The organism is Lysobacter sp. SCRH-1R (assembly GCF_057747855.1).
The window spans coordinates 594,618-608,501 of record NZ_CM173227.1 but is presented as its reverse complement, the minus strand read 5'-3'; the positions used below and the strand labels follow the sequence as shown (position 1 = coordinate 608,501).

Here is a 13,884-nt window from a genome sequence, read left to right as displayed (position 1 = left end):
GATGCCCGGATTACGACTTCAGATGACATCGGCAAACCCCTTGCGCACGAACCGGAACCACCACAATCCGAGCGAAGCAATGGTCAACGCTGCCACGTATTGCCAAGCAAGAACGCTCAGGTCAGGCAACCTTCCGAAGATGAGGACTTCTCGCACACCTTCCACGACACCGGTAATGGGATTGAGCTCGACGATGCGCCGAAACTTTTCCGGAACTGCAGTGATTGGATAGAAAATGGGCGAAAGAAAGAGCAGCATCGTCGAGACGAGGGGCATGACCTGCGTCAGATCACGCAGGTATACGCCTGAGGCCGCGATGAACCAGGTGATGCCTAGCGTCGCAAACGCCAGCGGAAGGAAAACGAACGGGAACATCAGCGCCGTTGCCGGAATCCACCCCTGGACCAGCAACATCGCGGCAAACAACACCAGCAATCCGACGACCATATGGAAAGTAGCCGCGAGGACGCATGAGACAGGGAGCACTTCCAATGGAAATACCACCTTCTTCACGAACTGGATATTCGCAGTAATCAGCGCTGGTGCTTTGATCAGGCATTCAGAGAACATGCCGTATACGATCAACCCAGCAAAAAGTATCAATGCAAACTCAGACGTAGGCAGGTTTCCGGCATCGGCGCTCCAGCGAGAGCGGAAAATTACGCCGAAGACGAACGTATAGACCCCAAGCATCAAGACCGGGTAGAAGAACGACCAAGCAAGCCCTGCCACAGATCCTTGATAGCGCGAGTAGACTTCGCGCTTGGCCATTTCCCACGCGAGCGCGCGTTGAATCCAGAACGAGGCTGTTGACTGCCGATTCATCCGAGCAGCCCCAGAGCTTGGCCCAGGTCATTGCGCAGGTCGGCCAGATCCTCCACCCCCACGCTCAACCGCACCAGGTTGTCCGAAATCCCCAGCGCGGCGCGGCGCTCGGCGGGCACCGAGGCATGCGTCATGATCGCCGGGTGGTTGATGAGGCTTTCCACGCCGCCGAGCGATTCGGCGACGGTGAAGTATTCGCAACGCTCCATCATGCGGCGCGCGGCGGCTTCGCCACCCTTGACGTAGATGCTCAGCATGCCGCCGAAGCCGTGCATCTGGCGCTTGGCCAGTTCGTGCTGCGGGTGCGACTTCAGGCCGGGGTAGATGACCTTTTCGATCTGCGGGTGCTGCTCCAGCCATTCGGCCAGTGCCTGCGCGTTCTCGCAGTGCGCCTTCATGCGCAGGTGCAGCGTCTTCAGGCCGCGCAGCGCGAGGAAGCTGTCGAACGGGCCCTGCACGCCGCCGACGGCGTTCTGCAGGAAGGCCATGCGATCGGCGATCTCGGCGTCGTCGCCGACCACCGCCATACCGCCGACGATATCGGAATGGCCGTTGAGGTACTTGGTCGCCGAATGCATGACGATGTGCGCGCCCAGTTCGAGCGGGCGCTGCAGGATTGGCGAGCAGAACGTGTTATCGACCACGACAATGAGGCCGCGCTTGCGCGCGATCTGTGCGATCTGCGCGATGTCGACCAGCTTGAGCAGCGGGTTGGTCGGTGTTTCGATCCAGACCATCTTCGTTTCGGGTCGGATCGCCGCTTCGAATGCAGCCGCGTCGCTCAGGTCGACCCAGCTGAAGTCCAGGCCGGCGGAGCGGCGTCGCACGCGCTCGAACAGGCGGTACGTACCGCCGTAGACGTCGTCCATCGCGATGACGTGGCTGCCCGAATCTAGCAGCTCGAGGATCGTCGAGGTCGCCGCCAGTCCGGAAGCGAACGCGAAGCCGCGCGTGCCGCCTTCCAGGCCGGCGACGCAGCGCTCGTACGCGAACCGGGTCGGGTTGTGACTGCGCGAGTACTCGAAGCCCTGGTGCACGCCCGGGCTGCTCTGTGCGTAGGTCGAGGTCGCGTAGATCGGCGTCATCACCGCCCCGGTGGTCGGGTCGGGCGCCTGGCCGGCGTGGATCGCGAGGGTACCAAGGCCAGGCTTCCCCGCCCTGCCGTCGGCATGTCGTTCAGTCATTACGTCCTTCCGTCTTTTTTAGCTAGTCCGCGCTAGCATGGGCGGCCGACGATTCTAGCACCGCACATGAGCCCACCCAGGCGTTTGCCGCCGGACTTCAGCCGCAGTGCAGCGTATCCGCTGTTCGCGTTCGATGCGGCGCAAAACCGGGCCTGGGTGCTGCATTTCGAGGCCGGGGATTACCGGCGGGCGAGCTTCCTCGACCAGCGTTCGCTGGGCCGCCGCGAGGTGTCCGGCTGGACCCTCGACCGGGCCGAACTCGACGCGGCGCTCGGGCCGTCGCCGCCCCTGCGCGACGTCCACTGGCTGTTCCATGTCGGCCACTGCGGTTCCTCGCTGGTGAGCCGGCTGCTGGACCTGGTGCCGGGCGTGCTCGGCCTGCGCGAACCCCTGCCCCTGCTCGCCCTCGCCCACGGCCGCGAGGACCCGGCCGTACGCGCGTGGGAGGCGCCGGTGCTGGCCCTGCTCGCGCGGGGATTCCCCGACAGCCGGGCGGTCGTGGTGAAGCCGACCAGCGTGGTGACCACCCTCGCCGACCGCCTGCTGCCGCCCACCGGCCGTGGCTGCCTGTTGTGGGTCGACCTGCAGACCTGGCTGGCGACGATGCTCCGCGACCCGGGCCTCATCGAGGGCGTCCTCGCCACCGAGCCGCTGCGGCTGGCGCGCCAGCCCGCGCTGCCGCGTGCGGAACTGACCGGCGCCCGGCTCGCCCGCGCATGGCTGGTCGAGCAGCTGCGCTGGCGAACGCTGTCCGCCGACCCGGCCCTGGCCGGGCGCCTGATCGACCTGGATTTCGCCGACGTCCTGCGCGACCCCGCACCGGCGACGGCACGGCTGGCGGCGCATTACGGCCTCGCGGTGCCCGACGACTGGGCGCAGCGCATCAAGGCGTCCGAACTGCTGAGCCGCTACGCGAAGGACGGTGGCGCGCATTTCGATGCGAACGCGCGCCGGCGCGAACTCGCCGCCGCAGCGGAGAAACACGCCGACGGCATCGGCGACGGAATGGAATGGGCACAGGCCGCGCTGGACGCGATCGGCACCGCCGACCTGGCGCCGCGCCTGCGTCCTCGCGGTTGAATCAGGCCAGGAACGTGGTCATCGCGTAACGCGTGCCGCGTTCGACCGGCAGCACTTCATGCAGCAGCGAGCACGAGAACACCAGCGCCGCACCGGTCGGCGGCGAGAACAGGTGCGGGCCGAATTCCGGATAGCGGAACTCGCCGCCGACGTAGTCGCCCTGGTTGAGGTTCACCGACAGCGCGAAGCGCCGGTGCGCGACGTCGGGCGACTCGTTGTCGCGATGCGCGCGGAAATAGCCCGCGCGTTCCGGATACGCCAGCAGCTTGAACGGATCGCGCCGCCGCACTTCGAAATTGAACACGCGCGCGATCTCCGGCAGCGCGCGACGCATCAGCCGCTCGTGCATGCGCGCTTCGAGCTGCGCGTCGCGCGGAATCGTCTCGCGCCGCTGCTTGATGTCCGGATCGACCTGCATCCGCCGTTCGCCGTCCTGCATCACCATCACCGCGGACACGTCGCCGCCGCCGCAGTCGACTTCGAGATGACGGATCAATTCGGCGCAGAACCCGGGCTCGAACACGCCCGGGATCTGCAGCACCGGCGCGATCGGAAACGTGCGCTCACCCGTCAACGGCTCGATCGGATGCGCTATTGCAGGCGGCGCCCGCTGCGGCAACGCGAGCGACGCGCACAGGCGCAGGTTCGCGTCGACCAGCCACAGCAGGCCGGTGCCGACGCCGGCGCACCAGCGCGCATCGGCGGCGAACGCGCGCCAGCCTTGCGGTGCGCCGACCGGCGCCTGCGGACCCACGCACAGCGCGAACGTGCCGGACGGCGGCTGCGGAAGCCGCGCGGCGTCCTGCGCATCGGCCGGCGTTGCGAGCCACAACGGAGCGCCGGCGAATTCGGCGTGCAGCGTGCAGTTCGTTCCGTCGGCAGCGCGCAGGCGCACGTCGGGCAACCGGTCGCCCGGCAGCCAGTGCGCGGACGCCGCGGCGTTCATTACTGCACGCGCCTGCGCAGGTAGTTGAGCAGGTCGATGCGCGTGATCAGGCCGATGAACTTCTCGCCGTCCACGACGATCGCGACATGCCCGCGATCGAACACCGGCAGCAGCGATTCGATCGGCGAACGCACGTCGATCTTGTCGAGCTTGCTCACCATCGCGGTCGACACCGGATCGCGGAAGCGCGATTCGTCGCCGTACACGTGCAGCAGCACGTCGCTCTCGTCGACGATGCCGACGATGTTGTCGCCGTCCATCACGGGAAGCTGCGAGACGTCGTACAGCTTCATGCGCTGGTACGCGGTGACCAGCAGGTCGTTCGGGCCGACGACCACCGTGTCGCGCTGCGAGAACGGACGCAGGATCAGGTCGCGCAGGTCGCCCGTGGACTGGCGCGCGAGGAAGCCGTTGTCCAGCATCCAGTAGTCGTTGTACATCTTCGACAGGTACTTGTTGCCGGTGTCGCACACCAGCGTCAGCACCTTCTTCGGCGTGGTCTGTTCGCGGCAGTATTTCAGCGCCGCGGCGAGCAGCGTGCCGGTGGACGAACCGCCGAGGATGCCTTCCTTCTCCAGCAGTTCGCGCGCGGTGAGGAAGCTTTCCTTGTCGCTGATCGCGTAGGCCTTCTTCACCCGGGTGAAGTCGGAGATCGGCGGCAGGAAATCCTCGCCGATGCCTTCGACCATCCAGCTCGCCGACTTGTCCGACAGCGTGCCGCGGTTGATGTATTCCTCGAGGATCGAACCGACGGGATCGGCGAGGATCAGTTCGGTATCCGGCGATTCCTTCGCGAAGTAGCGCGACAGGCCGGTCATCGTGCCCGAGCTGCCGCAGCCGAAGACGATCGCGTCGAGCCCGCCGACGTCGCCCATCTGCCGCAGGATTTCCGGGCCGGTGACGAATTCGTGCGCGGCCGGGTTGTCCGGGTTCCCGAACTGGTTGATGAAGTACGCGCCGGGCGTTTCGCGCGCGAGGCGTTCGGCCAGATCCTGGTAGTAGTCGGGATGGCCCTTGGCGACGTCCGAACGCGTGAGCACGACCTGCGCGCCCATCGCCTTGAGGTTGAAGATCTTCTCGCGGCTCATCTTGTCGGGCACGACGAGGATGAGCTTGTAGCCCTTCTGCTGCGCGACCAGCGCCAGGCCGATGCCGGTGTTGCCGGCGGTGCCTTCCACCAGCGTGTCGCCGGGGCGGATTCGCCCCGCCTTCTCGGCCGCTTCGATCATCGACAGGCCGATGCGGTCCTTGATGGAGCCGCCCGGGTTCTGCGATTCGAGCTTGAGATAGAGCTCGCAGACGCCGGTGTCCAGGCGCTGCGCCTTGATGATCGGCGTGTCGCCGATCAATTCGAGTACGGATTGATGGATGCTCATCCGGGCAGTGTAAAAGCCCGGCGTGAAGCGCGGAAAGGCCGGATGGACGTCGCGGCGCCGCCGGGGCCGCGATTCGCGGCGCGCCAGGGGGCGCCCGGCCATGCGGGCGCCATCGGGGAGGGGAAGTTCCTTCGCACCGGGGCGGCTGCTGGGCGCAGCCGCCCCGGCTCTTCGGAGACGCGGGCGGAGAGACCGACGAGGAAGTCGCCGCCCGCGGCGAGGAAAGGGGTGGACGTCAGTGGTGTTGCAGGTCGTACATGCGGACCAGTCGGTCCTTCGCAGCCAGCTTCTCGCGCTTCATCTGCGCCAGGGTGATGTCGTCGATCGGTAGCACGCCCAGTTCGGCATCCATCACTCTCTTGTCGAGATCCTTGTGGCGCTGGTAGAGCTGCTTGAATTCCGGGTTGGCCTTCATCAGCGCCTCGATCTCCGGCTGCGGTCGTTCTTCGAACATGTAGAGCCTCCTTCAGCGGGTATGGAAGCCCGGGCGCGAGGCCCGGGCCCGTGCGGAAGGCCCCGCAAACGAAAACGCCCCAGCCGTCCTCGGGCCAGGGCGTTGCGCGGGGTCGTGGAAGAGCCGGTCGGGGCGGCGGCCTCACAAGGACCGGCCCCGTACTGACGTGGGGCGGCGGGGTCCTGCGAGAGGGGCGTTGACGTCATCGACCGGGCTCATCGCCAAGCGGAAAACAGGCCGCTTGGAGTACCGACCCTACTCCTCCCTCCAGCGGTCGGCAAGGGCGTCGAGGGCGGCTTGTGAGCACCGTCGCGAAGGTCGCGACGAACGGAAGGCGGTCTGCGCCGCGCTTCCGCGCATTCAGCGTAACTGATTGTTTTCGCTCAGATTTACTTGGACTGAACGACGACTTCGGCGCGATCGCCCTTGCCGGCGCGACCGGTCACCTGCACCTGGCCCTGCGGCCAGCCGCCGGCCACGAGCGCGTCGCGGACGGCCTCGGCGCGACGCTGCGCGAGTTGGGCATCGGCGGCGGTCACCTCGACCCGGACGCCCGGCGAGGACGAGGCCTGCGCGTAGGCGGCGATGGTCCTGGCGGTGGTCTGGGCGCCATCGCTGAGGCTGGCCTTGCCGGAACCGAAGGTGCCCTTGCCCAGCGCGAACACTTCGCCGCGATTGTCGCGCTTGGCGGCCGGCAGCTTGCCGCCGGTCACCAGTTCGGCTTCCTCGCGGGCGAGCTTGGCCTGGCGTTCGCGGGCGGCGTTCAGGCGCGCGGTCTGGGCGCCGGCCACGCCCTTCAGCGCGGTCTCGACGTCCTGCATCGCGGCGGCGTCGGCCTCGCTCTGCAGGCGCAGGCGTTCGGCTTCCTCGGCCTGCATCTGGGCCTGCAGGCGCAGGCGCTCGTTCTCGGCGCGGGCGCGCGCGGCGTCACGCTGGCTGGCCTCGACCAGCAGCTCGGCGCGCTCGCGCTCCAGCTGGTCGGCCTGGCGCTGCATGGCCTGCGTGCGCGCGGCGGATTCGGCGATCGCGACGCGGCGCTCGGCGACGTACAGCGCGCCCGGACGATCGCGCTTGGCGGCCTGATCGAGGACGCCGATCGCCTGCCGTGCCTGCAGGCGCTCGTAGGCGGCGAAGGTGTTCAGGGTCGAATCGGCGTCGAGCGCGGTCAGGCGCTGCGACAGGCGGGCCGCATCGGGGTTGTCGGCCGCATGGGCCTGCGTGGCGGCGAAGGACGCGGCCAGCGCGAGGGTCAGGAGCATCGGGCGGATGGTCACGGCTGGGCCTCCTGCAGGCGGCTGCGCAGCTCGGCGACTTCCGCGCGGCGCTGGTTGAGTTCGGCCGTGGCCAGCGCCTCGCGGCTCTTCGCGTATGCCAGGTCGGCGTCGGCGGCGGACGCGAGCGAGAGGCGCCGCGCCTCGTCGTCGTCGCCGGCGCTCATCGCGGCCTGGGCCTGCGACAGCCCGGTCCGGGCGGTGCCCAGTTCCTGCGGCGCGTACTGGTCGGCGTCGGCGTCCTCGGCGCGGGTCACGGCCTGCCGGGCCGCGGCCAGCTCGCCCGTCGGCGGTGGCAGCGAAGCGCAGGAGCAGAGTGCGGAAGCGAGAACTGCAGCCAGCAGCGGAAATCGGAATTGTGCGAAGCTTGGACGCATTGGGGAGGCCGTGCCTGAGTTAGGTACCCGGCCATTGTCGTAAAGCCGCCGCCGCGCTTGCAACGGGACCGTTCCGGGGCGTGACGGCGCAAGAATAGGGGTTGCTTGCATGGACATCGGCTATTTCCTGAAGCTGATGACGGAAAAGAACGCGTCGGACATGTTCCTGACGACCGGCGCACCTGTGTACATCAAGGTCGAAGGCAAGCTCTACCCCCTGGGCAACACCGGCCTGCCTCCGGGCATGGTCAAGAAGATCGCCTATTCCCTGATGGACGAGGGACAGGTTCCGCTTTTCGAGCGTGACCTTGAACTGAACATGGCGCTCGCGCTCCCCGAAGCGGGCCGATTCCGCATCAACGTGTTCAAGCAGCGCGGCGAAGTAGGCATGGTGATCCGCGCGATCCGCAGCGTGATCCCGTCGATCGAGGAACTGCAGCTGCCGCAGGTGCTCAAGGACATCATCATGGCCCCGCGCGGCCTGGTGCTGATCGTCGGCTCCACCGGCTCGGGCAAGTCGACGACGCTGGCGTCGATGATCGACTACCGCAACAGCAACATCTCGGGCCACATCCTCACCATCGAGGACCCGATCGAATACCTGCACAAGCACAAGAAGTCGATCGTGAACCAGCGCGAGGTCGGCCTGGACACGCACGCCTTCCACAACGCGCTCAAGAACGCGATGCGCGAGGCGCCGGACGTCATCCTCATCGGCGAAATCCTCGACGCGACCACGATGGAGGCGGCCATCGCCTTCGCCGAAACCGGCCACCTGTGCCTGGCGACGCTGCACTCCAACAACGCCGACCAGACGCTGGAACGCATCCTCAACTTCTTCCCGGAAGCGGCGCACAAGAACGTGCTGATGAACCTCGCGCTCAACCTGCGCGCGGTGGTCAGCCAGCGCCTGGTGGTCGGCACCGATGGCCGCCGTTTGCCGGCGGCGGAAGTGCTGATCAACACGCCGCACATCCGCGACCTGATGCGTCGTGGCCAGGTGCACGAGATCAAGCAGGCGATGGAGGAATCGCTGGAGGAAGGCATGGAGTCGTTCGACCAGTGCCTGTTCCGCCTGCACAAGGAAGGCCGCATCGACATGGAGGAGGCGCTGAAGGCCGCCGACTCCCGCGAAGGCCTGGCGCTCAAGTTCCGCCTCTCGGAGGGCTCCACTGGCGAACACGATCCGTACGCGGATATCTACGATTCGGCCACCCAGTAATCCTCGGGCGCCCTCCATCGGACCACGTCGGCGCCTGCGGGCCGCGCTGTTGAGCCCTCTCCCTCGGGAGAGGGGTTGGGCCGAGGGACGGACGTGCGGTCGCCTCGGCGCCCGCGATGCTTCGTGTGATAACGCTCCGGACGCAAGCACGGCGGCCCCCGGTGCGCTTCGCTTTCCGGGGCTACAAAAGCCCCGGCTCAGCGCAGTCTATGTCACCGGCGCGTCCGGCTGCTTCTCCGGCCGCGCGGCTTCGAACGCCGGCAACGCCAGGCACGCCTTCTCGATGCGGGTGATCGTCGGGTACTTCGACAGATCCACCGCGAAGCGCCGCGCGTTGTAGACCTGCGGCACGAGGCAGCAGTCGGCCAGCGTCGGCGAATCGCCTTCGCAGAACATGCCGGTCGAGGGATGGTCGGCGAGCATCGCCTCCAGCGCGGTGAATCCCTCGTGGATCCAGTGCTGCACCCACGCGTCGCGCTCGGGCTGCGGAACATGCCATGCGCGATCGAAATGCTGCAGCACGCGCAGGTTGTTCAGCGGATGGATGTCGCAGGCGATCGTTTGCGCCAGCGCACGCACGCGCTGGCGATCGCGTGCCGCGGCGGGCAGCAGCGGCGGCTCGGGCCAGGTTTCGTCCAGGTATTCCAGGATCGCGACCGACTGCCGCATCACGCGATCGCCATGCTGAAGCACCGGCACCAATTCCTGCGGATTGATCTGCCGGTAGGCATCCGAATGCTGCTCGCCGCCGTCGCGCACCAGGTGCACGGGCACCGTCTCGTACGGCAGCGATTTCAGGTTCAGCCCGATGCGCACGCGATACGCCGCGCTCGATCGCCAATACGAGTACAACCGCAGATGCTCAGCCGCCATGCCGTTCCCCGCGAAGCTGTGTCGATCCGCGCACGGCGCGAGGCCATGCGCGGCGTGATGCGTCAGGCGTTGCCGCCCTTCTCGATGCGCTGCTCGATCGCGCCGAAGACGCTCGCGCCATCGCGCGAAAGCATCTCGATGCGAACGGTGTCGCCGAAGCTCATGAACGGCGTGATCGGCTTGCCGGTTTCCAGCGTCTCGACCGTGCGCCTTTCCGCGAAGCACGATGCGCCCAGCGACGTGTCCTGGTTGGCGACGGTGCCGGAGCCCACGATCGTGCCGGCCGAGAGCGGACGCGTCTTCGCCGCGTGGGCGACGAGCTGCGCGAAATCGAACTGCATGTCGACGCCCGCTTCCGGCGCACCGAACCACTCGCCGTTGATGTGCGTGGTCAGCGCCAGGTGCACCTTGTTGCCCTGCCATGCGTCGCCGAGTTCGTCCGGCGTGACGAACACCGGGCTCAGCGCCGAACGCGGCTTGGACTGCAGGAAACCGAAGCCCTTGGCGAGTTCGTTCGGAATGAGGTTGCGCAGCGACACGTCGTTGACGAGGCCGACGAGCTGGATGTGCGAGGCCGCTTCCGCGGGCGTGACGGCCATCGGCACGTCGTCGGTGACCACGACCACTTCCGCTTCCAGGTCGATGCCGTACTCCTCGCTCGGCACGCGCACCGGATCGCGCGGCCCATAGAAGCCGGCGCTCACCGCCTGGTACATCAGCGGATCGGTGTAGAAGCTCTCCGGCACTTCGGCGCCGCGCGCGCGGCGCACGCGCTCGACGTGCGGCAGGTACGCCGAGCCATCGACGAATTCGTACGCGCGCGGCAGCGGCGCGGCGAGTGCGGTCATGTCGAGATCGAACGCGCCTTCGGCATTGCCTTCATTGAGCGCGTCGTACAGCGCGTTGAGGCGCGGCGCGGTGTTCGACCAGTCTTCCAGCGCGCGCTGCAGCGTGTCGGCGATGCCGGTGGCGCGCACGCCGCGCGAAAGATCGCGCGAAACCACGATCAACGTGCCGTCGCGACCGCCTTCCTTCAGTGAACCAAGCTTCATCGAAACTCCCGGATTCCAGCGCTGCCGCGCGATGGTTTCAATTGTAACGACTGCGCGCGGCGTGGCGAGACATGAACGAGAACGCAAAACACCGGCGCATTCTGACAGCGCGGGCGGCGGCTCGCCGCCGTGGTGCCGCGAGACGCGTCACGTATCGGAGCCATGGAATCGCAGGCAACAAAAAACCCGCCTTGCGGCGGGTTTCTTGTTTTGTCTGGCAGCCCCGGATGGATTCGAACCACCGAATGTCTGAGTCAGAGTCAGATGCCTTACCGCTTGGCGACGGGGCTATGGGACAGATTGTAACCCAAAAACGATTAGCGCTTCGAGAACTGCGTAGCGCGGCGGGCCTTGTGCAGACCGACCTTCTTACGCTCGACTTCACGCGCGTCGCGGGTCATGAAGCCGGCCTTGCGCAGCTCGGTCTTCAGGGTTTCGTCGTACTCGACCAGCGCGCGGGCGATGCCCAGGCGGATCGCACCGGCCTGGCCGGTGATGCCGCCGCCAGCGACGGTGACGACGACGTCGAACTTGTCGGTCGACTGGGTGAGTTCGAGCGGCTGGCGCACGATCATGCGCGCGGTTTCGCGACCGAAGAACTCATCCAGCGGACGCTGGTTGACGGTGATGTTGCCAGCGCCCTTGCGCAGGAAAACGCGGGCGGTGGAGGACTTGCGGCGGCCGGTGCCGTAGTTCTGCTGGAGTGCCATGGGATGTCTCTAAGAATAGGGTCCGAATCAGAAGTCCAGCGGCTGCGGCTGCTGGGCGGCGTGCGGGTGCTCGGAGCCCTTGTAGACCTTGAGCTTGCGGTACATGGCGCGGCCGAGCGGATTCTTCGGCAGCATGCCCTTCACGGCGATCTCGATGACGCGCTCCGGATGGCGCTCAAGCGCCTGGGCCAGGGTCTCGGTCTTGAGGTTGCCGATGTAGCCGGTGAAGCGGTGGTACTGCTTGTCCTGCAGCTTCTTGCCGGTGACGGCCACCTTCTCGGCATTGATCACGATGAGGTAGTCACCCGTGTCGACGTGCGGGGTGAACACCGGCTTGTGCTTGCCGCGCAGACGGCGGGCGAGTTCGGAAGCGAGGCGGCCGAGGGTCTTGCCTTCGGCGTCTACGACGTACCAGTCACGCTGGACGGTCTCGTTCTTGGCGGTAAAAGTCTTCATGACTGGTCTTTGATGGTGTTCCGGTCGGGCTGGTTCCGTACTCGTTTCCGGCAGGGCCGGACCGGCGGAACTTCGCCACGCGTTGTAGAGGGGGTAAAACGAAGAGGCGGAATGATAGCCGGCCCGGGACGGCGCCGCAAGTCGCCCGGCCCGCCCGGCTAGAATTGCGCCATGCCGCCCGCCGCCCCGCTCCGACCCACCGCCCCGGATCCGCTGGTGGCCCTGGCCGACCGCTGCGTGCAGTGCGGATTATGCCTGCCAGCGTGCCCGACCTACGCCGAATCCCGGCTGGAAACCGAGTCGCCGAGGGGCCGCATCGCCCTGGCCCGAGCCTGGGCGCTTGGCACTCTCGAGCCGACGCCGGTCGGCGAGGCGCACCTGGACCATTGCCTGGGCTGCCGCAGCTGCGAGGCGGTCTGTCCGGCCGGGGTCCGGTACGGCACCCTGCTCGTCCAGGCGCGGACACGCCAGCGCGAGCGTCGGCCGGCTGGACTGGGCCAGCGCGCGATCGAAGCGCTCGTCGAGCGCCCCGCCCTGCTTGGCCTGGTGCTGCGGACCTATGGACGGCTGCATCCGTGGTTGCCGGCCCGCTGGCGGCCGTTGCCGCCGCCGGCGCCCGCTCCGAGCCGCCGGATAGCGGTCGAATCGGCGGAAGCCCGCATCGCCCTGTTCGTCGGCTGCGCTGCGGGGACGTACGAAGCCGGCCTGCGCGATGCGCTGTCGCGATGCCTCGCCGTGCTCGGGATCGGCGTCGACATCCCTTCCGGCCAGACGTGCTGCGGAAGCGTTCACGCGCACGCGGGCAATACAGCAGGTGCGGACGAACTGGCCCGCCGCAACCACGACGCATTCGGCGGCGCGAGCATCGTGCTGACGCTTGCCAGCGGCTGCCACGAAGCCGTCTCACGGGCCGTCGACGAGGGTCCGGAGCGCCGCACCGTCGACGCCCTCGACTACCTCTCGCGGCAGCTCACCGTCCGCCCCGATCGCTGGCGATGGCGAGCGATGCCCGAGCGCATCGCGCTGCATTTGCCGTGCACACAGCGCAACGTCGTGCGCTCGGCTGGCGCCTTGCGCGCGCTGCTGGCGTCGGTGCCCGGGCTGGAGATCGTCGAGCTCGACGCCTCCGGCTGCTGCGGGGCCTCGGGCACGCAGATGCTGGAGGATCCCGCCCGCGCCGCCGCGTTCCGCGCGCCGTTGCTGCGCCAGCTCGAGGCAAGCAGCGCGACGCGGCTGCTCAGCGCGAACCTCGGCTGCCGTCTCCACTTCGCCAACGGCACGGCGGTGCCGGTGCAGCATCCACTCGAATTCCTGGCCGAACGCCTCGAAGCGGCGCCTTCACCGCGGACCGTTCCGGCCGGCGCGTAAACTGCCGGCATGGATACGCACCGCCAGCTCACGCCCCTCGACCGTTTCCTCACCGACACCCAGCGCGCGCTCGACACCGTCTTCGGCGCGCCCGGCGCGCAGCGACCGAATCCCGCGCGCGACGTCGCGCAGATCGAACTCGATGAAGACGAACGTCGTCACGCCAGCGGTCTGATGCGCATCAACCATGTGGGCGAAGTCTGCGCGCAGGCGCTGTATTGCGGGCAGGCGGCGATCGCGCAGGACGAGGCCACGCGCGCGCACCTGCTCGCCGCCGCGCAGGAAGAGACCGACCATCTGGCCTGGTGCGCGGATCGCCTTCGCGAACTCGACAGCCGCCCCAGTCTGCTCAATCCGCTCTGGTACGCCGGCAGCTTCGCGATCGGTACGCTCGCCGGCCTGCGCGGCGATGGCTGGAACCTGGGCTTCGTGGTGGAGACCGAGCGCCAGGTCGAGGCGCACATCGACGAACACCTCGACTCCCTGCCCGCCGCCGATGCGCGCAGCCGCGCGATCCTGGAAGTGATGAAGGCCGACGAAGCCCGCCACGCCGATCACGCCGAGGCCGCGGGCGCGCGCGTGCTGCCCCCGCCGGTGCCGTCGCTGATGGCGATGGCGTCGAAGGTGATGAAGACCGTCGCGTATCGCATCTGACGGTTCGCACGACAGCAACAAAAAAGGCCCGCAAGC

General features: G+C 67.7%; 15 protein-coding genes and 1 tRNA gene. 4 read left to right on the top strand and 12 right to left on the bottom strand.

The window, feature by feature from the left end; all coding sequences use genetic code 11:
* Positions 1-18: 18 nt before the first annotated feature.
* On the bottom strand, positions 19-771 hold the full coding sequence (locus AC3ANK_RS02760; protein ID WP_206860077.1) for an ABC transporter permease: 753 nt from the start codon (positions 769-771) through the stop codon (positions 19-21).
* 50 nt (positions 772-821) lie between these two features.
* Positions 822-2,009: a cystathionine gamma-synthase gene (locus AC3ANK_RS02755; protein ID WP_484172077.1), complete on the bottom strand. Its 1,188-nt coding sequence runs from the start codon at positions 2,007-2,009 to the stop codon at positions 822-824.
* A gap of 66 nt (positions 2,010-2,075) precedes the next feature.
* Here AC3ANK_RS02755 and AC3ANK_RS02750 point away from each other — a divergent pair, with 66 nt between their 5' ends.
* On the top strand, positions 2,076-3,089 hold the full coding sequence (locus AC3ANK_RS02750) for a hypothetical protein (RefSeq protein WP_206860079.1): 1,014 nt from the start codon (positions 2,076-2,078) through the stop codon (positions 3,087-3,089).
* Position 3,090: 1 nt separating this feature from the next.
* Here the strand turns inward: AC3ANK_RS02750 and AC3ANK_RS02745 are convergent, their stop codons facing one another.
* From AC3ANK_RS02745 to AC3ANK_RS02725, 5 genes are all read right to left on the bottom strand, one after another.
* Entirely contained in the window at positions 3,091-4,035 is a 945-nt protein-coding gene (locus tag AC3ANK_RS02745) for a 2OG-Fe(II) oxygenase family protein (protein WP_206860080.1), read from the bottom strand.
* The gene (locus AC3ANK_RS02740) at positions 4,035-5,411 is read right to left on the bottom strand and encodes a pyridoxal-phosphate dependent enzyme (protein ID WP_206860081.1); all 1,377 of its coding nucleotides are present in this window, start codon (positions 5,409-5,411) and stop codon (positions 4,035-4,037) included. The genes AC3ANK_RS02745 and AC3ANK_RS02740 overlap by 1 nt, the downstream gene beginning before the upstream one ends.
* Before the next feature lie 235 nt (positions 5,412-5,646).
* Positions 5,647-5,865: an HP1242/YdcH family protein gene (locus tag AC3ANK_RS02735; RefSeq protein ID WP_206860082.1), complete on the bottom strand. Its 219-nt coding sequence runs from the start codon at positions 5,863-5,865 to the stop codon at positions 5,647-5,649.
* Positions 5,866-6,254: 389 nt separating this feature from the next.
* Positions 6,255-7,133: an OmpA family protein gene (locus AC3ANK_RS02730; protein WP_484172921.1), complete on the bottom strand. Its 879-nt coding sequence runs from the start codon at positions 7,131-7,133 to the stop codon at positions 6,255-6,257.
* Positions 7,134-7,135: 2 nt separating this feature from the next.
* The gene (locus AC3ANK_RS02725) at positions 7,136-7,393 is read right to left on the bottom strand and encodes a DUF4398 domain-containing protein (protein WP_484172076.1); all 258 of its coding nucleotides are present in this window, start codon (positions 7,391-7,393) and stop codon (positions 7,136-7,138) included.
* 229 nt (positions 7,394-7,622) lie between these two features.
* Here AC3ANK_RS02725 and AC3ANK_RS02720 point away from each other — a divergent pair, with 229 nt between their 5' ends.
* Positions 7,623-8,735 carry a PilT/PilU family type 4a pilus ATPase gene (locus AC3ANK_RS02720; RefSeq protein WP_206860084.1) on the top strand — a complete coding sequence of 371 codons (1,113 nt, stop codon included), beginning with the start codon at positions 7,623-7,625 and terminating at the stop codon, positions 8,733-8,735.
* 207 nt (positions 8,736-8,942) lie between these two features.
* On the opposite strand, the gene maiA is transcribed toward AC3ANK_RS02720, so the two are convergent.
* From maiA to rplM, 5 genes are all read right to left on the bottom strand, one after another.
* Positions 8,943-9,608, bottom strand: coding sequence for a maleylacetoacetate isomerase (gene maiA, locus AC3ANK_RS02715; RefSeq protein ID WP_484172074.1), 666 nt, complete (start codon positions 9,606-9,608; stop codon positions 8,943-8,945).
* 62 nt (positions 9,609-9,670) lie between these two features.
* Entirely contained in the window at positions 9,671-10,660 is a 990-nt protein-coding gene (locus AC3ANK_RS02710; RefSeq protein ID WP_484172073.1) for a fumarylacetoacetate hydrolase family protein, read from the bottom strand.
* Between the two features lie 215 nt (positions 10,661-10,875).
* A tRNA-Gln gene (locus AC3ANK_RS02705) sits at positions 10,876-10,950 on the bottom strand.
* A 27-nt stretch (positions 10,951-10,977) separates the two neighbouring features.
* Positions 10,978-11,370, bottom strand: coding sequence for a 30S ribosomal protein S9 (rpsI, locus tag AC3ANK_RS02700; RefSeq protein ID WP_115841324.1), 393 nt, complete (start codon positions 11,368-11,370; stop codon positions 10,978-10,980).
* Between the two features lie 27 nt (positions 11,371-11,397).
* Positions 11,398-11,826, bottom strand: coding sequence for a 50S ribosomal protein L13 (gene rplM, locus AC3ANK_RS02695; RefSeq protein WP_115841323.1), 429 nt, complete (start codon positions 11,824-11,826; stop codon positions 11,398-11,400).
* 216 nt (positions 11,827-12,042) lie between these two features.
* Between rplM and AC3ANK_RS02690 the strand changes: the two genes are divergently transcribed.
* Positions 12,043-13,194, top strand: a complete 1,152-nt coding sequence (locus AC3ANK_RS02690; RefSeq protein WP_206860087.1) for a heterodisulfide reductase-related iron-sulfur binding cluster — start codon at positions 12,043-12,045, stop codon at positions 13,192-13,194.
* Positions 13,195-13,203: 9 nt separating this feature from the next.
* Complete coding sequence (coq7, locus tag AC3ANK_RS02685) at positions 13,204-13,848, top strand: 2-polyprenyl-3-methyl-6-methoxy-1,4-benzoquinone monooxygenase (RefSeq protein ID WP_206860088.1); 645 nt, start codon at positions 13,204-13,206, stop codon at positions 13,846-13,848.
* Positions 13,849-13,884 lie beyond the last annotated feature (36 nt).

Coding starts and splice junctions, on each gene's coding strand:
- coq7 (WP_206860088.1), top strand. CDS start 13,204: ATGGATACGCACCGCCAGCTCACGCCCCTCGACCGTTTCCTCACCGAC.
- AC3ANK_RS02745 (WP_206860080.1), bottom strand. CDS start 4,035: ATGAACGCCGCGGCGTCCGCGCACTGGCTGCCGGGCGACCGGTTGCCC.
- maiA (WP_484172074.1), bottom strand. CDS start 9,608: ATGGCGGCTGAGCATCTGCGGTTGTACTCGTATTGGCGATCGAGCGCG.
- AC3ANK_RS02710 (WP_484172073.1), bottom strand. CDS start 10,660: ATGAAGCTTGGTTCACTGAAGGAAGGCGGTCGCGACGGCACGTTGATC.
- AC3ANK_RS02720 (WP_206860084.1), top strand. CDS start 7,623: ATGGACATCGGCTATTTCCTGAAGCTGATGACGGAAAAGAACGCGTCG.
- AC3ANK_RS02740 (WP_206860081.1), bottom strand. CDS start 5,411: ATGAGCATCCATCAATCCGTACTCGAATTGATCGGCGACACGCCGATC.
- AC3ANK_RS02755 (WP_484172077.1), bottom strand. CDS start 2,009: ATGACTGAACGACATGCCGACGGCAGGGCGGGGAAGCCTGGCCTTGGT.
- AC3ANK_RS02750 (WP_206860079.1), top strand. CDS start 2,076: ATGAGCCCACCCAGGCGTTTGCCGCCGGACTTCAGCCGCAGTGCAGCG.
- rplM (WP_115841323.1), bottom strand. CDS start 11,826: ATGAAGACTTTTACCGCCAAGAACGAGACCGTCCAGCGTGACTGGTAC.
- AC3ANK_RS02760 (WP_206860077.1), bottom strand. CDS start 771: ATGGCCAAGCGCGAAGTCTACTCGCGCTATCAAGGATCTGTGGCAGGG.
- rpsI (WP_115841324.1), bottom strand. CDS start 11,370: ATGGCACTCCAGCAGAACTACGGCACCGGCCGCCGCAAGTCCTCCACC.
- AC3ANK_RS02735 (WP_206860082.1), bottom strand. CDS start 5,865: ATGTTCGAAGAACGACCGCAGCCGGAGATCGAGGCGCTGATGAAGGCC.